The organism is Lysinibacillus sp. RS11 (assembly GCF_042019215.1).
Taxonomy (GTDB): Bacteria; Bacillota; Bacilli; order Bacillales_A; family Planococcaceae; genus Lysinibacillus; species Lysinibacillus xylanilyticus_A.
Map to the genome: position 1 here is coordinate 2,662,298 of NZ_CP168124.1, position 18,302 is coordinate 2,680,599.

Here is an 18,302-nt window from a genome sequence, read left to right on the forward strand (position 1 = left end):
TTGATTTGAGAATTTACGGGGGAACAAAATGAAAGACAAGGGTTTTATATACGTACTAAAATTATTGCTTATACTCGTGTGCCTATACATGCTAATGCTTGTATTAGAATGTATTGTAGGTTCCATTTTGAATATTTTGTTATTTATTTCAATCATTCTTACAGTAGTATGGTGCTATTATAGAAAGAAAACAGAAAAAACATATGCCAAAGGAATCCTTTTACTTATAATATTAATTTTATTAGCCATTTGGTTTATTGGCCCCTGTGTCTACGAACGACATATTGCTGAAATGAAGAAAACAGAGTTAGAAGAAAAGCAAAAAGAAATTGAAGGTGAAAAGTACTTAAAAGAATTGGAAGAAGATATGAAGAAAGTTCATGAAGAAACACAGGAAGATCTTGCTAAAAGAAAGGTACAAGAAGACGAATCTAAACAAAATGAAAAAGCCAATGCCTCGTCTACTCCTATTTACAATTTTAAAGAAGATAAGGATTGTTCCGATTTTAGTAACGCTTCTGAAGCAACTAAATTTATGAAAGAATCAAAGGCTGCTGGCTTCGGAGACCATCGTTTGGATGCAAACCGAGACGGAATTGCTTGTAACTAAGAAATATTAAGAAATGTGCTCATCTTAAGGAATTGGGTCATTAACTTTAAATGGAAAATCGCTAGAGAATTATATTACTTCTCTAGCGATTTTATTTTTAGGGTGCCTGCCTACAAAACGACACGTCGTCTATTTGTACAACAAACATAAATGTTACTTGACCTTCTGATAAATAATGATCACCTATAAAGTATAACTACGATTTATTCATCCAATCAATTAATTCTCGATCAAAAGTATCTGGTTCTTCAAACATTGGATTATGGCCACTTTTTTCAAAAACGACTTTCTTCACATTTTCATAGGCATAACCAATTGAATCCCAGAGTGAAACTGGAGCTACTAAATAATCATACCGACCTAAACCTAAAAAAATAGGTTTATCGAAATGAGCCATTGATTGGATTAGATTTCGTTCAGCAAATGCTATCCCCCAGAGGTAATCAATAACTTCCATATTGGTATATACACCATCCCACATAGAAGCAGCGTTGAACGTATAATCATAAAAGCTATGGGCTCCCATCCGGATACACATATGCACAAAGCGTCTTTCCGGATCATTGTGTATATCATTTTCTAAGATTGCAATATCATGCTCAAATTGCTTTTTTCGTTCCGTACTGGCCGTCTCAGTAAAAAAGGAAAAACTTTGATTTTGTCTGTCTTGACTGTTTGTTGGTGCCGAATTTAATAAAATAACCTTTTGTACATACTGGATGCTTTGATAATTATTCATAATAATAGTCCTCTTTTCTTTTTATATAGAAGAGCGATCGTAAGTGCTCTTCTTTCTATCACATCCTTTCTTTTTTACATTCCCGCGTTTTCTCCATAGAACGTTCTAGCATTCGACTCACCTCGATTAAAATTTTCTATGTAATATTTAAAGTCAAAATAGAATTTTTAAAATAAGCACTTATTTCCTAATTATGCAATAATAAATTATAGCCTTACATACGTTTTTAGTAAACTTTAAGAGAAAAAGCCGACTAGAAGAAGCAAATGAACTAATGGTAGCACTAGTTAAAGAAGATCCTGAAAATGGATACTATCAATATCAATGTGCATGGACTTATGATTCATTAGGAAAAGAAAAAGAAGCTGCTCCCCAATATGAAAAAGCGATTCGATTAGGGCTTAATAAAAGCTTATTTAGGATTGGTTAGCACCTGTCGTAAATTAGGGCAATATGGTCAGGCAAAACGTTTTTTTGAACAAGTAATAAGCGAATTTCTAGCAGCTGAACATTTAGAGGTTTTTATACTATGGCGCTCTATAATCTCGGTGAACATTCAAATGCTATGGAAACTTTATTAAATACAGTAATTCCCACAACTAATCATGAAGGAATAAAAATTTAAGGTAGTTATTCTTTATTCACTTTAATCGATGTGCTTGTGTACCCACTGCTCAAATACTTTCAACTGTTCTTCAGTATGAAAGTAATGTTCACCTGCTTCCATGACTTCTAATTCACAACTGTGTTTTTTTGTAAAATAGTTAATAGTTTCATATTCGCACAGTTCGTCCTTGGCTCCATACATAATATATGTATTTGTATTCCATGTATTAATAGGATGTTCTTTTACATAGCATAAATAATCCCAATATAACTTTTGACCAATAGGTGTTTCTATAGTCATTTCTTTTTGCAAAAGCTCTGGTGTTACATTAAACCATCTCATCATATTTTCGATCATTCGTTCCATATTAATTACCGGTGATAAAAATAATGCCTTTTTTAACACATCGTTTTGATAAGCTAAAAGGCTAAAATAAGCTCCCATACTACATGCAAACACGCTTACTTCTTTCCAATGTTCTTTTGCGTAATTCATAATTATAGATAATTCACTAACACAAAACTGTACTTTACAAGGAGTATTATCATTTTTTCTTTCTCCATGCTCAGGTAAATCAAAGCTTAATACTTGATAACCTTTTTTATTGGCTTCTTCAGCTACTATTTGAATCACTGTATCTTCTTTATTTGACATATTTCCATGTACTGCAATAAAAATTTTTTCACTCTTTTCTCCCCATAAAACTGCGGGAATATTACTAATTTTAAAATTGTCTTTAAACATATTTCCTCCATAGAATAAGACGTATGGGATTTGCAAAAAATCACATACATTTTTTATTCTTCTACTTAGTTTCAAATCAAACTATTCATAACTTACCGCAAATTAATTATAATATCTCTCTATATCTGTATAACATAGTCTACTTTAGTTCAGTAACAGACAGTATGAAGAAAACAGTAAATTTAGCGGAATGTCTCCCATTCTTAATTCAGTTAATAATTGACGCATTTTCGTGTTGCCTCGCACATGCACTTAAATAAGAACCTTCCATCACTTTGTTTGGAATATGAACACTAATCTTCCGGCATTTGCCAACCCGTTTCCTCATCCCAAATGGCATCCGTATCATCTAGATGCACATGCCAATCCCCATTAGAAAGTCTTCTTCTAATATCCGTCAAACAAGTCAACCAATAAAACAGCGCATGCAATGTATCTTCAAAATCATCTGAAAAGGGTAGCTTTGTTGAACCTGCAAAAATCACTGTTGGTTCATCCTGATCATAGTCATAAACACAAAATGTTTCTCCAATATCCTTCATTTCAAAACCCGCATTGTATTTATCAATGATGGCCGTTATCTCTTGCTCCTCACTGTTGGTAAGGTTAAGGTTTCTCATACAAGTGTAATAAACAGAAACTCCCATGCTACATTTCTCCTTTTTTTGGTTTTTACAACAATCATTCATGAACTTACATCATCATTATTATTCCATATTAATCCATTTTAAGTATATATTCATCACATTAAACTGCCCGTTAGCCATCCATCTAGCGCAAAAACCAGCGCCACACCACAGAAAATGAAAGATGATTAAGTTCTTTCATGGGAGTTTAAGAGAACAGCAACGCTTATTAAACAATCGCTCCGATTGTGGAAGATCATAAGTACATGTCTTATACAATTAATCTGTCGTTAGTTGAAAAAGTTCACTTTATCCCTTTATATTCCCAGTAATTTTTTTCAAAAAAATTAATTATCTCATCTTTATAGTTAAATTTATCATTGAGCTTTTGTAATAACTCAATATCATGGGTATGAGTTTTACCTGTCTCAAGCATTTCTCGATATAAGTCAATATAAGGAAGTTTATTATTAATAGCGTTGTTTAATTCCTTTTCTACATCATAGGAAATTTTTTTAAATCTCACCTCAGCAATCCCCGTCTCATCAATTTCAAGAATTGCATACTGAGCACGTAGGTCAGTATGCAACTTGTCCCATTTATAAAAGGGCTGTCCTATAGTTCCTGGGTTAATAATCAATTGATCCTTGCTACTATAGCGTAACAATTGGTGATGGGTATGAGCATAAATTGCAATATCGTAATCATGCTCAAATAACTGATCAAAATTTTTCTGATTATTCGTGGGCCATAAATCCCCTCCATAATTTTTGTTTTGTAAATTATGGCTAATACTGATAGATAGATTATTAACTTGTCTTGTTAGATGTAATGGTAAATTCTTAATAAGATTAATATAGTTTTCATCCAAATTTTCACACTGATACTGGACTAACCTAGAAACATAGATATCAGAAGCATTATCAAAGTCAATCTCTTTATTCAGTACGTCAAGGAAGCAGTCCTCCCAATTTCCTTTAACATACGTAGCAACTTTAATACTATCTAATATTTCAAATAAATCATTTGCCCCAGGCCCAGGCATGATTAAATCCCCTAAAAACCAATATTCAGTGACACCTTCTTTGATCGAATCTTCGATAACTGCTTTTAAAGCACTTGCATTCCCATGGACATCTGCTAGTAAAGCAATCCTATGTTTCATGTCTTTCATTTGCCCTCCCCTAAAATTGACAATATAATCAAAATAGAATGTATATTCTTATTTTATCATTTTATGGTATTTTATGAAATTTATTTAACCTGTCCCCTTAGTTTAAGTACAAACCTTATAATGCTGGATTAATTACTAGAAGGGCAATTTTATCGTGAGGATAATCATACTCTAGAGGGCCATCCAGCGAGCAAAAAAAGAAATAAGAGATGCACAAAGTCAGCTAAATGGATGTTTTCTTAAGCACTATGTGCATTTTATTCAAACATTTGGCGGGGCATTTGCAGGACTAACAGTTCATGTTTTTCCAATGGCTTAAGTCTAGAAAAGGAAATGGTTGGTGATTTAACGCTTGAATTCCGAGAGCAATTCAAAAATCATTTTCCTGCAAAGATTGTAAATACCAGTTATGTAATCTCTTTGGAAGGTTCAGGCAATCCGATTTTTACCAATCAGGCAGGGCAAGTTTTTATTTGTTATAACGATATGGGAGAAATCGAGTTATTAGCTGATTCATTCGAGGAAATGATTGTTGAAAATTTTTTTGAATGGTAATCAGCCTCTTATTTAAATTAGATTCTAGAAACACAGATTGATACTTTTACTAAAAATAAAGCAAAGGATAAATGGTATGGATAAGCGATTACAACACATAATCACATTAAGAGAAACAGGTCGACTAGAAGAAGCAAATCAATTAATGGTAGCTCTAGTTAAAGAAGATCCTGAAAATGGATTCTATCAATTTCAATGTGCATGGACTTATGATTCATTAGGAAAAGAAAGAGAAGCAGTTCCTCACTATGAAAAAGCAATTCAATTAGGGCTTAAACCCGAAATATTAGTAGATGCTTATTTAGGATTAGGTAGCACCTATCGTACATTAGGACAATATGAACTGGCGAAAAATATTTTTGATCAAGCCATAAGCGAGTTTCCAGAAGCTGAACATTTAAAGGTTTTTTATGCTATGACGCTCTATAATCTTGGTGAACATTCAAAGGCGATGGAAACTATATTGAATACTTTACTACTTACAACAAATCATAAAAAGATTAAAGATTACAGTACGGCTATTAAATTTTACAGTGATAAGCTAGATCAAACGTGGGATTAGTAGCACAAAAACATAAAAGATCAGGCTCCTATTTGTGAACCTGATCTTTTGTCTTTTGAACATACTTTGAGTTTCTCGATAAAATGAGTAAAGAAAGTGAATCTTATTGGAAGAATTCATTTTCTCACAATTTATGTTGTGAACATTTTCTTCATGAATCATAATATGATATAATAAGAACATACATTCCCACTCTTTTAATTTCTTCACGGGAATATTTTGTTTTTTTATAAAAATAAATTTGGTGCGAGTATATATACTTAAGTATAATATATACTGTCGGATAATCTGTATTTTTCCATTTTAGGTTTATAGCTCCTTATTGGATGAAAAATGGTATTGTAAAGAAAATTCATTCACAAACAACAGTTCTTGTATAAGGAATTGTTTTCATACAATAGCTTTATCTTGATCTTCTAGTGCTCAAAAAACTGCACAATATCCGTAAGTAATTGGCGAATAGCCACAGGTAGATGACGATTTTTTAAGTACACTACATACACATTGCGTCGTAAATTTGGACAGTCTATTTCTTTTTGTACAATCGTTTTAGCTGTCGGGCCTTTTAAATAATTTTCAGGTAGAATGGTAATCCCTAAGTTTTCACGAACGAGAGACACAGCCGTCTCAAAACGTTCGATTTCAAATTGGATATTAATGTTTTTTTCAGCCTTGTCAAATGCATCTAAAATGTCACGTCTCGTTTGAAAGCCCTCTGTACCAATAATAAAAGGCTCATCACTTAAATCACCGATCGTCAGTTTATCTTTCTCCGCTAAAGGGTGATTTAATGGTAAAACAGCTACAAGTCGCTCTTCATATAAGCTCTTCACTTCGAGCTCTTCATCATTCATGATCTGGTTGGTAATAATTAAGTGTGTTTTATAGCTTTTGAGCGATTTTTTGACACGCTTACTTCCTAAAATGTCCACTAGATGAATCATCATTTGTGGATATCCCTTTTTATATTCTGAAATGACTTTTGGCAGCCAATGCTTAATCGATTCCATAGCGCCAATCGTTATTTCACTTGTGCCATGTACAATTACCTCATCCATTTCTATTTTTAAAACTTCCATGTTTTTCAATATAACTTTTGCCCGTTCATATAAAAGCTCACCTGCTTCTGTTAATTGCAGATTTCTCGTATTTCTTTCAAGTAATGGTGAACCAACTTCATGCTCTAACTTCTTTATAGCATTGCTTAAGGAAGGCTGTGAAATATGTAGTTTTTCAGCTGCCTTTGAGAAATTCATTTGGTCCGTCACTGCTATAAAATATTGTAATTGTTTAAAATCCAAAACATCCTTCTCCCCTATTTATAGTTAAAAGCTATAGATTAATATTAATTATATATTAGTAATTATAATTATGCGAATATATAATAAATTTATAACAATATTAACACTACAATAATATTGAAAACGGAGTTGATATAACTATGTATACAATGACAGAACAAAAACAATGGAAAGGTCGTATAGATTCAACGACAAATTTGAGTAGCTTTCGTTTACATCAAAAAGTAAAGAGAATTCCTATTAATGATGTAAGCGCTTCAAATCATCAGCATGCCGGAATTGTTGGCTTTATATGTGATGAAGGTGTACGTCGAAATCAAGGACGTATAGGGGCAGCGAGTGGCCCTAATGCTCTGCGTGAAGCTTTATCTAGCTTACCTTGGACATTTAATGATGAGCAGCAAATTATAGATGTCGGTAACGTTATTTGTCTTAACCATGCATTAGAAGAAGCGCAGCGTGAGCTCGGCGGAATTGTCGAAACATTGCTAAATAATAAATTACAATGTGTTGTGCTCGGCGGTGGACACGAAACACTATACGGACATTATTTAGGCGTTCGTGCCTCATTACCAAAGGACGCGAAAATCGGCATTGTCAATATCGATGCTCATTTCGATTTACGACCTTATGATGAACAACCATCGTCTGGTACAATGTTCCGTCAGATTTTAGAGCAGGACCCACATGCAGATTATTTTGTTCTAGGCATACAACGATACGGCAATACAAAAGAGCTATTTGAAAAGGCCGATGAATGGCAAGTGAATTATGTGTTAGAAGAAAATATGACACCAGAAAATAATGCGCAAATTATGGATGAGCTGCAGCAATTTATGGATAATCATGATTATGTTCTTTTAACACTATGTATGGATGTGCTAAATGCTGCATTTGCACCGGGTGTTAGTGCCCCATCACCGTTCGGCCTAGATCCAACGACTGTACGCATGATACTTCAAAAAGTAACTTCGCACCCAAATACACATTCTTTTGATATTTGTGAGGTCAATCCTTCACTTGATGAGAACGGACGCACAGTTAAATTAGGTGCTTATTTTGTCTATGAAGCACTTAACAACTTACTTAGGGGGCAAGGTTAATGATCGAATTCAATCAAATCACAACAATATTTCTAGCAGTCGCTCTATTCGCATTGGGCGGCTGGCTCATAAATAAAATAAGTTTTTTAAAACGCTTTTGTATTCCAGCACCTGTTGTTGGTGGCTTACTATTCGCCGCCTTGGCTACTATTTTAAAGACAACTGGCGTATTAGAAATTTCGCTTGATACGTCATTACAAAGCTTATTTATGATTACGTTCTTCACAACAATTGGCTTAGGGGCAAGCTTTAAACTTGTTAAGCTTGGTGGAAAATTATTAGTTATTTATTGGTTGGCTTGTGGTTTCCTTGCCTTAATGCAAAATGTTATTGGTGTCTCACTTGCATCGCTGATGGGCATTCATCCATTAATCGGGATGATGGCTGGTGCTGTTTCTATGGAAGGTGGTCATGGTGCAGCAGCAGCATTTGGACAAACTTTAGAAGATCTAGGTATTTCATCAGCCATGACAATCGGTGCGGCTGCAGCTACATGTGGTTTAGTCGCTGGTGGCTTAATCGGTGGTCCTATCGTGAAGTACTTAGTTAGTAAATATAATTTAACGCCAGATGAACAAGAAACGGAAGAAATTGAATATGAAAATAAACATGAACAAATTACATCTGATTCATTCTTTACACAAGTATTATTAATTACGTTCTGTATGGCAGTAGGTACATATGTTGGAACATTATTCTCAGAAGCTACTGGCTTCGTATTACCTAGCTATGTCGGTGCAATGTTTGTAGCTGTGCTAGTGCGCAATATTATGGATAAAGTAAAACCTGAAGCAATTAACATGAAAAGTATTTCTTTAATTGGTGATGTTACTTTAGGGATCTTCCTTTCAATGGCACTTATGAGTGTTAAATTATGGGAAATTGCCGATTTAGCACTTCCACTATTTATCATTGTGTTTGCACAAGTATTCTTTATTGTCATATTTAGTATCTTTGTATTATTTAAATTACTTGGGAAAAATTACGATGCTGCGGTTATGGTGGCCGGTTTTGCAGGTCACGGTTTAGGGGCAACACCAAATGCAATGGCCAATATGTCAGCGGTTGTCCAACGTTTCGGTCCATCTAAAAAAGCATTTCTTGTCGTACCAATCGTAGGAGCGTTTTTAATCGACGTATTCGGTATTCCGATTATTATTACGACGATCAATTTATTTAAATAATCAAAAAGCCGTGCAATTGTCATGTAGTGACAGTTGCACGGCTTTTCTATTAACCTATAAATTATTGTAATATTTCACTAACAGTAACAAATTCATAGCCTTGCTTTTGCAAATAAAGAATAACATTTTCAAGACCATTGGCTGTCGATTGATGAATATCATGCATTAAAATAATGCTTCCATCTTTCGCTGACGCTTTCACATACGATAAAACTTTATCAGCATTGCGATGTTTCCAATCTAGTGTATCGATTGACCATAAAATAGATGGCATCGTGATGACTGAACGAACTTTATCATTCGTTGCCCCATATGGTGGACGGAAAACTGTTGGATATTGACCGATTGCGTTATATATAGCATTGCTAGTTTTATCAACTTCTTGTTTAGCAGCTGCTGTCGATAAGCTTGTTAACTTCGGATGGTTCCATGTATGATTGCCTATCTCATGACCAGCCTCATAAACTTGTTCTACGATTGCCGGATTTTTCGATACATTTGTCCCAACCATAAAAAATGTGGCCTTTGCATCATACTTCTTTAAAATCGCTAAAACTTGAGGCGTTACTTTTGCATCCGGCCCATCATCAAACGTTAAAGCCACACGCTTCTTTTGCCCTTTCGCTACTGGTACACCTTTATTGTATACTTTGTTATCAAGTATTTGAATATTTGCTAGCTCTGAAGCTTTCACATAACCCTTTTGGTCACCTGCTTCTACATAAGCCCATCCTGCAATCGTTGTATAGTGCTGAACGACCGTTTTATTGGCAAGTGTCCCAACAATCTCGCCACTTGGACTAGCAGTTGCATGAAGCACAGCACCATTTACAGCATTTATTCGTTTCTTTGTTGCAACTGGTTTCTTTATTGAATTCGTAGCAACATAGCCTGTTTCATGACCATATTGGACAAAAGACCAACCTCCAGGTGCTGATCCATAAACAAAAATTAGCGTGTTTTCATTAAGCTGTCCTGTTTTTTGTGCACTTGGACTAGGATATGTAAATAAAGTTGTACCACCTTTTTTCGTCACTACATATTTTTCAGACGTCAGGTCTTTTAATGTTACCGTTTCTACGTATCCCTCAAGCTTTTGAACTTTAATATAAGTCCATTCCTGATTTACAGGTATAGCAGTTACATAACTCCCCTTTGCTACTTGCCCAATTACGGCACTATCTATGGAAGCTTCTGCATAAACTGCTGTGTCTTTTGCTACTGATTGAATAACGGTTGTACCCTCAGCCTTTGCTGAAGTAAAATCTACAAACACAAAACTGATTAAAAATGTCAAAAATATTGCATAGGGTAAAAGCTTTTTCATTGTTCAACACCGCCCTTATCATTACTGAAGTCTTTTTTCGTATGTTTTCTCTAAAAAATTCTAGGATTCGACTCTTATTATAGATGAATAGACTATTCCAGAAAATAGTAGGAATCAACTAGTTTTTGTGATTAAAAATTTCTCTATTAACGTTTTTTGGTAGCTAGGAACAACGGCATGTTGTTGAAATGTTTACTGATGCTTTTCTAAAAAATCTTTCATTGTTATTTTGATATAACACCTCCCCTCTTAAATTAAAATGGTTGATTGTATCCCCAAGCGTGAATACATTGTTAGCTATTTTATCGACATCCAAATGATTCCCAACATTTGTGCCAATCAAAGGCTCCCAAAATGCCTTCTCTTTTTGGGTGCATGAAGTCACCCTATTGATAAGACGATTGAAGGGCTTAAAAAAGTTATTAATTTTTTCATATTTTTTTCCTCTTATAGTGCATCAAACGCTGTAAGTGCATCTTCAATATGAAGTGGTGGTGTCCAAGCTTGCCCTGCCGCATTAGTCGTAACGAAAATATATTGTTCATCATGTTTTTCGATAATAGTGGCTAAGCAAAGACCAGCCTCAGGTGTGTAGCCCGTTTTCCCCCCCAATATTGCACTTTCTCCACTTGGAATTTTAGTGAAAAGTGAGCTTGATATTGTTAGCTCATTTGGTACATGGGTTATATAGCTTTTAGAAGTCAAAATTTGATAAAATGTAGGATTTTCCATCGCATAACGAAAAAGCTTACTAATATCACGGACACTTGAGACATGAGCATCATCATGTAATCCGCTGGCATTTACAAAATGTGTATCGTCCATCCCGAGTTCATGCGCTTTATTGTTCATTAACGTCACAAATGCCTCTTCACTACCTGCAATGGCATCGGCAAGTGTCCCTGTAGCATCTGCCCCAGAGGCAAGCAATGTCCCATATAATAAATCCTCTATCGTCACAAAATCCCCTGCCTTAAACCCAGCCATAGAAGCATTTTGAGCAGTAAATTTTGAAATCGTTTGTGCTTCTACAATTGTTTGCTTCTGTAGATCAGGACTCATCTCAATGGCAACGATTGCTGTCATAATTTTCGTTAATGATGCAGGATAAATAATGGCATCTGCATCTTTTTCGTATAATACATCTCCATTTTTATTCAGTAACAAAGCATTTTTGCTATGTAACGAAGATAGGTCTATTTGCGATTGTTCCGTTGTGTTATTTGTATAATAAAAAAAGATTGCTGCCGCACATAAACAACAAAATAAGATAAATTTTTTCATAAAAAAACGCCTCCCACACATTATAATAGGAGGCATTTCTGAATATTCCTGTAGGAGATTTATGAAGAAATTCTTAAGAATTGATTTTTCATTCATAAAAATCATCGAAATCTGAACAAATTCTCGTGATTGTTTTATTTGCTAATTTAAAAAATACATCCTGAGATACTTCTAGCTTCAGTGCATCTTCCTTTTTTAGATCAGCATATACGCCACGTAAGATGCGACCTGTTAGACCATGTGAAATAGCAATAACTTTCGGTATATGTTGAATGTCTTCTAGCCAAGCACTTAGTCTGCTCACTACCGAGTCATAGGCTTCTCCTTGAGGAGCATTAAAATACCAGTTATACACGTCTGTGTTATGAAAAAGGTTTGGCCAAGAACTTTCTATTTCTTTCGTTGTTAACCCAGCCCATTGCCCCACAGCGACCTCGGTTAAACGATCATCTTTTTCAACATTCTTCAAATCAAATCCAATTGTTTCACAAATTATTTCAGTACTTTGCATTGCTCTTCCTAATGGACTCGACACAATTTTCCATTCGTTAGGATCGCCAATCAAACTTTTCAGCATTAGAGCATTTTGTTGTACTTGCTGTATACCAACTTCTGTTAACGGAGAATCGAGCTCTCCCTGATATCGTCCTTGTGTATTGTATTCAGTTTCACCATGACGAAGTAAGTATAACGTTTGATACAATGTTGCTTCCCCCTTATAAATTCTCCCGAGTTGATATTAATATTAACACAACAGTAGTTTTATATTTTCAAATATTTTCATTTCTAATCCCAATATTATTCATTAGTATCGTCCCTTGTTTAGTAATATCAAATTGGAAATGGATCTTATTTAGCTTCAATGAATCAAACTGTGGATTCACTTCTTTAAAATCATTTAATGAAAATCCATAATATTGAAACACTGGTTCTGTCGTATTACCTGCATTGGAAAAGGGCTTTTTCAATAATTCCCCTTTTACAGCAGGTGTCAATTCGGAAATAAAGCTAAGAGGCAAGCTTGCCTTGTTGCCATTGCTGTCTTCTACGGTGACTGTCAAATCAATCAGCTCCTCCTGACTTTCCTTACTATCATCTGCAAGTGAAAATACGATAGAAGTGTTCTGCCTAATCTCCAATCCTTTATCGGGAAGAGTTAACGTGTAAAATGCTGGAGAAGATGGGTCATTTGAATTCCACCCTAAACGAACGGCACTATAATCCGCTTCGTCTAATTTCAATTTGACTTTTTCCTCTTTCCATTCTTTCAAATTCTTGCCGACCAGTTTGCCGCCTGGAACAGTGGTCGTATTTAGATCAATATCTTCATTAAACGTAGCAATAAAAGATGTTTGTGAATCATAGTAATTATTGATATACAGCGTGTCGGGAAGCCACTCTTTAGCATAACCTAAATCTTTAAAGATCTCTTTATATTGTTTCTTTTCTTTCAACGTACTATCTAAAAAAGCAGATATCAATACTTTCGCGATAGTTTCTTGCTGATTGCGCGGCATAATTTGTTTTAGGTTAAAAATTTGATTCGCTGTGCCAGCTCCATCGCCTCGTCCCCATTCTTCATTAAATTGCCCATGATTAGCTCCATATATATAGACGGACGCATTCATATAATCTTCCTTATTAGTATAGGAAATCCGATATTGCTGATTAGAGCTTTCGAAGCTGTTCACGTCCATATCATGCGCCCCTTGTAGTGCCAAATAGTTTACGTTTTTTAACGGAAGAGGTTTCCCTGCTGGCATATATTGACCATCAATTCCAGCAATAGAAATGAGCGTGCGGATAGAGAAATTATAATCAAATTGAATATTTCCGTTACTAGGTGGGTGTTGCATTTCGTTAAAAGCAGCTGCAATCGCGATAGCTTCCCCACCTCTGGAATGCCCGACCAACGCAATGTTTTCCATATCTACTTTTTGATAAAATGGATTGTTTTTAGTACTGTTCCATTCTTCCCATGTCTGTAAATGCTCCAGCAATAATAATCCTCTCGCTGGATTCTCATTCTTTAGCGGACTGACCAAAAACAAATCATTATATGGAGAAGCATTAAGAAAGTTTTCATCTACGGATACAACTATATAACCTCTACTCGCAAGAAGGTTACCTAAATATTCGTAACCTGGATCAGAGTACTCCGCCATTAAATGGTTTCCATGAACAATCATTACTAACGGAAAGTCTCCTTTCCCTTCTGGGTACCACACCTGACCGTTTAACGGCATTGCATCAGGCCCAAAACCAAGTGTTTTCGTCCGACCAGAAGACCACTTTTCTACAAAATCGGCAGCGTCTACTGTTTTAGTTGTCAAAGAATTTTCTTGGTTAAACTCTTCCCGATAAGTATTCGGACTGCCGTAAGTAAGCTTTTTAACTGGATAGCTGCCCAGTTTCGCTGGATTTTTAAGCAAGGTATTGTCATATCGTTTCGATGTTTTCAACTGCTTTAATACAACTTCTGGCGTGTTCACCTCCCCTGGATGAATCAGCCAATAACTCCATGTTCCAATTCCAATAGTCATCATAAATAAACAGGTGAGGACATTAACTTTTTTATATTTGGTTGCCTTTCTATAATTACCTTTTAACCATTTGGATAATAGCGCCCCCCACAAGGAAACGACAACCGCTACTAATAGAATAAATGGGATTATTACATCCAAAGGGAAGCAGAACAATAGAAATAGAAGTGAACTAAACAGGACCCATATATAACGACCAGGAATTTTTTTCACTCCATGTAATAGAAGTGTGATAAAACCACTTATGAGTACTACGGATAAAATAAAAACGAGTATTCCAATAGTGAAATCTAAAAAACTACGCTGCCCTAGTAACAACTTACCTTGAATTAAAATCAATAGAAGTGAGACGGTACTTAAAGCGATAGCTGCACCTTTCCAACCTAATGATAATGGCTTTAAACGCTTTCGTTTTGCATAGACCTTTCTAACAAAATAAGTAAGTTTCCTTTTTAATACTTCCAATTTTTAAGCCCCCTACCTACGATCTATTTCATAAATATTCTATTGTAGGTTACAGGATGACTCTTTCCTCTTGCTTTCATTTTCCTTTCAATAATCTTACAATTCTCCTTGTGTATATTTAGAACAATACATTAGTTAGATGGGAGGATATTTTTTTGGCAAGAAGAGTACGAAACTCGTCTCACCATTTGTTGTCAGCGTAATGTTTCCACCATGTTTTTCGATAACTTGTTTAGCAATCGCAAGTCCCAACCCTGTACCTCCATCGCTCTTGCGCGATTGATCCCCACGAACAAAAGCTTCAAATATGTTTTCTTTAATGGCTAGTGGAATCCCGACCCCGTCATCTTGAATATGAATTTCAACACCTTTTTCTGTTGTGAAAAGCTTTAATCGTACGGTTGTTCCTGGTGGATTATATTTTAATGCATTCGAAAGAATATTAGATACAGCTCGGTATAACCATGTATAGTTGAATGAAAAATTGATTTCACGTTTAGGAATCTCAAATTGAAATATAAAATTTTTTTCTGCAAATACTTCGTAATATTCTGCAGCGATTTCTCTTATGAATTCTGCTATATCGGCTATTTGAACGGTAAAAGGATAATTAGGGCTATCCAGTTTAGACAATTCAAAAATGTCGTCAATGAGTTCTGATACAAGCTCAGCTTTATCAGAGATTAAGCGCAAAATTCGCTGCCTTCGCTCTTCTTCATTAATTAGTCCTAATTCCATCGCTTCGATATAACCTCTAATGGTGGTCATCGGTGTCTTTAGATCATGAGAGAGATCCACAAGCATTCGTTGCTTGTTCTCTTCTAGGCACTTCTTTTCCTTTTCCATTCGTTCCAATTGTTTCGCCATGACGTTAAAATCCTCTTGGATTTGGGCAAGCTCATAACTTGTTTTTAAGTTTAGTCGTTTATTGTATTGACCACGAGCAATATCTCGGATACCATCTGCAATTGAACGAAGTGGGGTGGTGAGCCTAGAGGATGTCCATTTCCCAAAAATATAAACAGCAACTGTCAATAAAGAGAGAAAAAGAAGAAGAGTTTGCAAGAGCATTTTGTAAAAGATCTGTTCGTTATTTTCATTACCCTGACCATCCATAGTGTGATCCGTATTAGACGATAGGACTGTATCGTTTTCATGAGCTTTGTCTGCAAAATAATGAAGAATCTGCTCATTTAATACAAAAAATGAAAAGGCAGCAATCATTGCAATTGTAAAGAAGAAATAAATATATGTAATAATTAATAAGCGTTGGAGTCGATTCGGTGATTTCATGGAAGTAGCTCATCTTTCTTGGCAAACCGATAACCGAGGCCGCGAATAGTTTTTATAAAGACTGGTTTCCTAGGGCACTCTTCAATTTTTTCACGAAGTCTGCTAATTTGGACCATAATGGCATTGTCATCAGCAATATAATACTCATTCCATGCACGTTCAAAAATTTGTTTTTTTGTAAAAACGCGTCCCGGTTCACTCATCAAGAGTTTTAACAGTTCATATTCTCGAGCACTGAGCAGAATCGGTTTGTCTTTAATATATAGCACACATTCGTGGTGCGACAAACGTAAATCCCCCACCTTCAGCTGAGAGGGTTGTTGAACTGATAATGAGTCATTAAACTCATAAAACCTCCGTAATTGGGCTTGAATTCTAGCTGTCACTTCTAAAGGACTAAATGGTTTCGAAATATAATCATCTGCTCCTAATTTCAAACCTGCTATTTTATCGTAGTCCCGGCTTTTGGAAGAAAGTAAAATAACTGGGATTTTATATTCTTGACGGATCATTTGCAACAGTTGATAACCGTCGATGATTGGCATCATAATATCTAGAATGGCAAGGTCAATCGCCTGACTTTTCAATTGATCGAAAGCTGTTTTGCCGTCGAAAGCTTCTAATGTAATATATCCTTCCGCATGTAAGTAAAGCTTTAACAAGTCTACAATATCAGGATCATCATCAACGATCAGTATCGTTTTAGCCATAGTCTATCCTCCTTCACATATCCTTTAATGTATTCTAAGCTGAAATATTTTAGCCGTCAGGATCATAAAAAAAATGCCAGCTTCACATATTGTGACAACTGGCGGTCACTTGAGCATACTTTAAAAATAAAGATGTAGAATGACATAAATGGTTTCACTGTCAATCCCCTACACCTACAAAACTGACAGTATAATATTAGGAGCGATTCCCTTTGCTACCGCCCCGACCCTCGTCCTGACAGCAAACTTATTTTTAAGGGATTCATTTTAAAACAACAAAATGATATAGACAAAGCCTAAGAATAAACAAAATGGACTGTAAAGCCAAGTATCATATCTAGCAAACTGCGAATGTTTAATGTTTTTGAAAAACCCAACATACTTAAAATCACCAATTGCCCTAAATATGAAAACGAAAGCACAAACAATACTTCCAATTTTAGATAAATTATTTGCTTGGAACCCTTGCGAATAACCTGCTTGCACAATAATAATGACACTAGCTAGTAGAATGAGAATAGCTACGATTAATGTTCCCCATTTCTTCGGAGTAAAAGCCAGTTTCTGCTCTCCCTTTTTTACAGGAATAGCAACAACAGAGCCCCAACGACCTCCAAAAGCCCAATAAATATGCATCAAACTGATCAACCATAGAAGCCCTACAGCTATTAATATTAATAGTAATTTCATTTATTCGCCCCCCATGTCGTAATTTCAAGCAAAACATACACTACCGTATGTTATAGTAAAAAATTTTGTCCCTTCAGGTTTTATAACCCTATTAGGGACGTTTATTATCGTGTCAGGTATGTTGATTAGTAGGTTTATTATTGGCCCATAAAAGGATTTTTTCGTTGATATTATGCCAATGTATGCCTATTTTATTGTAGCAAAATTTAGTGTCCTCAAATTATTTCCAATGGATCCAAATGGTTAATCAATACACCTGTTATCGTGTATTAAAAGCTCAACCATTTTATCAATATCAAAATTAGGATTTGCTTCGAACCTTGTCATCCATCCTACATACGTTAAATAGGCAAGTCTCGCTCGATCAATTGATTCAGTCTCGTTTATGCCCAATTTTTGATACAATTTTGCAACACAAGAAATTCTCTGTTCTTCAATATCCACTAATCGCGCTGCCACAACAGGGTCATATTTAGCCCAAGTATAAATGCCAATTTCCATTTTTTTATCTCGATTAAAACTAATCTGTAGTAGCTGTTCTAATGAGGCATCCTGTTGCTCCATACTTTGAACAATTAGCTTTGTTGCATGCATTTCCCAATAATCGAGCATGGAATCTAACAGCTCTTGGTGGTCACGAAAATAGTGATAGAAGCTGCCTTTGCTTATTTTTAGCAATCGAGCAAGTGCTTCAATACGAACTTTATGTATTCCTTCATCAGCTAATTGTTGTAATCCTGCTTTTATCCAATCTTCCCTCGTTAATTGCATGTCATCTCTCCAAT

18 protein-coding genes and 1 pseudogene are annotated in these 18,302 nt (G+C 35.3%); 6 read left to right on the forward strand and 13 right to left on the reverse strand.

The features are described 5' to 3' along the window. Positions 1-127: 127 nt before the first annotated feature. Positions 128-610: an excalibur calcium-binding domain-containing protein gene (locus AB9L17_RS13605; protein ID WP_223555527.1), complete on the forward strand. Its 483-nt coding sequence runs from the start codon at positions 128-130 to the stop codon at positions 608-610. 196 nt (positions 611-806) lie between these two features. Here the strand turns inward: AB9L17_RS13605 and AB9L17_RS13610 are convergent. Next, a pseudogene (locus AB9L17_RS13610) lies at positions 807-1,325 on the reverse strand (alpha/beta fold hydrolase); the annotation flags it as partial. 298 nt (positions 1,326-1,623) lie between these two features. Between AB9L17_RS13610 and AB9L17_RS13615 the strand changes: the two are divergent. Continuing rightward, the gene (locus AB9L17_RS13615) at positions 1,624-1,779 is read left to right on the forward strand and encodes a hypothetical protein (RefSeq protein ID WP_223555531.1); all 156 of its coding nucleotides are present in this window, start codon (positions 1,624-1,626) and stop codon (positions 1,777-1,779) included. A gap of 216 nt (positions 1,780-1,995) precedes the next feature. Here the strand turns inward: AB9L17_RS13615 and AB9L17_RS13620 are convergent, their stop codons facing one another. From AB9L17_RS13620 to AB9L17_RS13630, 3 genes are all read right to left on the reverse strand, one after another. Next, positions 1,996-2,700: an alpha/beta hydrolase gene (locus AB9L17_RS13620; protein ID WP_068984498.1), complete on the reverse strand. Its 705-nt coding sequence runs from the start codon at positions 2,698-2,700 to the stop codon at positions 1,996-1,998. Positions 2,701-2,993: 293 nt separating this feature from the next. After that, positions 2,994-3,347 carry a hypothetical protein gene (locus AB9L17_RS13625; protein WP_068984499.1) on the reverse strand — a complete coding sequence of 118 codons (354 nt, stop codon included), beginning with the start codon at positions 3,345-3,347 and terminating at the stop codon, positions 2,994-2,996. 283 nt (positions 3,348-3,630) lie between these two features. Beyond that, the gene (locus AB9L17_RS13630; RefSeq protein WP_375200796.1) at positions 3,631-4,491 is read right to left on the reverse strand and encodes a metallophosphoesterase family protein; all 861 of its coding nucleotides are present in this window, start codon (positions 4,489-4,491) and stop codon (positions 3,631-3,633) included. A 342-nt stretch (positions 4,492-4,833) separates the two neighbouring features. Here AB9L17_RS13630 and AB9L17_RS13635 point away from each other — a divergent pair, with 342 nt between their 5' ends. Further along, a complete protein-coding gene (locus tag AB9L17_RS13635; protein WP_223555533.1) occupies positions 4,834-5,055 on the forward strand; it encodes a hypothetical protein in 222 nt (73 codons plus the stop codon). Between the two features lie 76 nt (positions 5,056-5,131). After that, complete coding sequence (locus AB9L17_RS13640) at positions 5,132-5,617, forward strand: tetratricopeptide repeat protein (protein WP_068984500.1); 486 nt, start codon at positions 5,132-5,134, stop codon at positions 5,615-5,617. Between the two features lie 416 nt (positions 5,618-6,033). Here AB9L17_RS13640 and AB9L17_RS13645 read toward each other — a convergent pair whose 3' ends face one another. Beyond that, positions 6,034-6,918: a LysR family transcriptional regulator gene (locus AB9L17_RS13645; RefSeq protein WP_068984501.1), complete on the reverse strand. Its 885-nt coding sequence runs from the start codon at positions 6,916-6,918 to the stop codon at positions 6,034-6,036. A 140-nt stretch (positions 6,919-7,058) separates the two neighbouring features. Between AB9L17_RS13645 and hutG the strand changes: the two genes are divergently transcribed. Next, positions 7,059-8,021, forward strand: coding sequence for a formimidoylglutamase (gene hutG, locus AB9L17_RS13650; RefSeq protein WP_068984502.1), 963 nt, complete (start codon positions 7,059-7,061; stop codon positions 8,019-8,021). Continuing rightward, positions 8,021-9,205 carry a sodium/glutamate symporter gene (gltS, locus tag AB9L17_RS13655; RefSeq protein WP_068984503.1) on the forward strand — a complete coding sequence of 395 codons (1,185 nt, stop codon included), beginning with the start codon at positions 8,021-8,023 and terminating at the stop codon, positions 9,203-9,205. Before hutG ends, gltS begins: the two co-directional genes overlap by 1 nt. 61 nt (positions 9,206-9,266) lie before the next feature. Here gltS and AB9L17_RS13660 read toward each other — a convergent pair whose 3' ends face one another. From AB9L17_RS13660 to AB9L17_RS13695, 8 genes are all read right to left on the reverse strand, one after another. Beyond that, entirely contained in the window at positions 9,267-10,532 is a 1,266-nt protein-coding gene (locus tag AB9L17_RS13660; protein ID WP_068984504.1) for a polysaccharide deacetylase family protein, read from the reverse strand. Positions 10,533-10,979: 447 nt separating this feature from the next. Further along, positions 10,980-11,816, reverse strand: a complete 837-nt coding sequence (locus tag AB9L17_RS13665) for a D-alanyl-D-alanine carboxypeptidase family protein (RefSeq protein WP_068984505.1) — start codon at positions 11,814-11,816, stop codon at positions 10,980-10,982. A gap of 88 nt (positions 11,817-11,904) precedes the next feature. After that, positions 11,905-12,519: a histidine phosphatase family protein gene (locus AB9L17_RS13670; protein WP_068984506.1), complete on the reverse strand. Its 615-nt coding sequence runs from the start codon at positions 12,517-12,519 to the stop codon at positions 11,905-11,907. 67 nt (positions 12,520-12,586) lie between these two features. Beyond that, positions 12,587-14,824 carry a chlorophyllase/cutinase-like alpha/beta fold protein gene (locus tag AB9L17_RS13675; protein ID WP_068984507.1) on the reverse strand — a complete coding sequence of 746 codons (2,238 nt, stop codon included), beginning with the start codon at positions 14,822-14,824 and terminating at the stop codon, positions 12,587-12,589. 135 nt (positions 14,825-14,959) lie between these two features. Continuing rightward, a complete protein-coding gene (locus AB9L17_RS13680) occupies positions 14,960-16,117 on the reverse strand; it encodes a sensor histidine kinase (RefSeq protein WP_375199256.1) in 1,158 nt (385 codons plus the stop codon). Beyond that, the gene (locus AB9L17_RS13685; protein WP_375199257.1) at positions 16,114-16,827 is read right to left on the reverse strand and encodes a response regulator transcription factor; all 714 of its coding nucleotides are present in this window, start codon (positions 16,825-16,827) and stop codon (positions 16,114-16,116) included. Before AB9L17_RS13685 ends, AB9L17_RS13680 begins: the two co-directional genes overlap by 4 nt. 267 nt (positions 16,828-17,094) lie before the next feature. After that, positions 17,095-17,517, reverse strand: a complete 423-nt coding sequence (locus tag AB9L17_RS13690; RefSeq protein WP_068984510.1) for a DUF3995 domain-containing protein — start codon at positions 17,515-17,517, stop codon at positions 17,095-17,097. A 243-nt stretch (positions 17,518-17,760) separates the two neighbouring features. Beyond that, entirely contained in the window at positions 17,761-18,288 is a 528-nt protein-coding gene (locus AB9L17_RS13695; RefSeq protein ID WP_068984511.1) for a TetR/AcrR family transcriptional regulator, read from the reverse strand. Positions 18,289-18,302 lie beyond the last annotated feature (14 nt).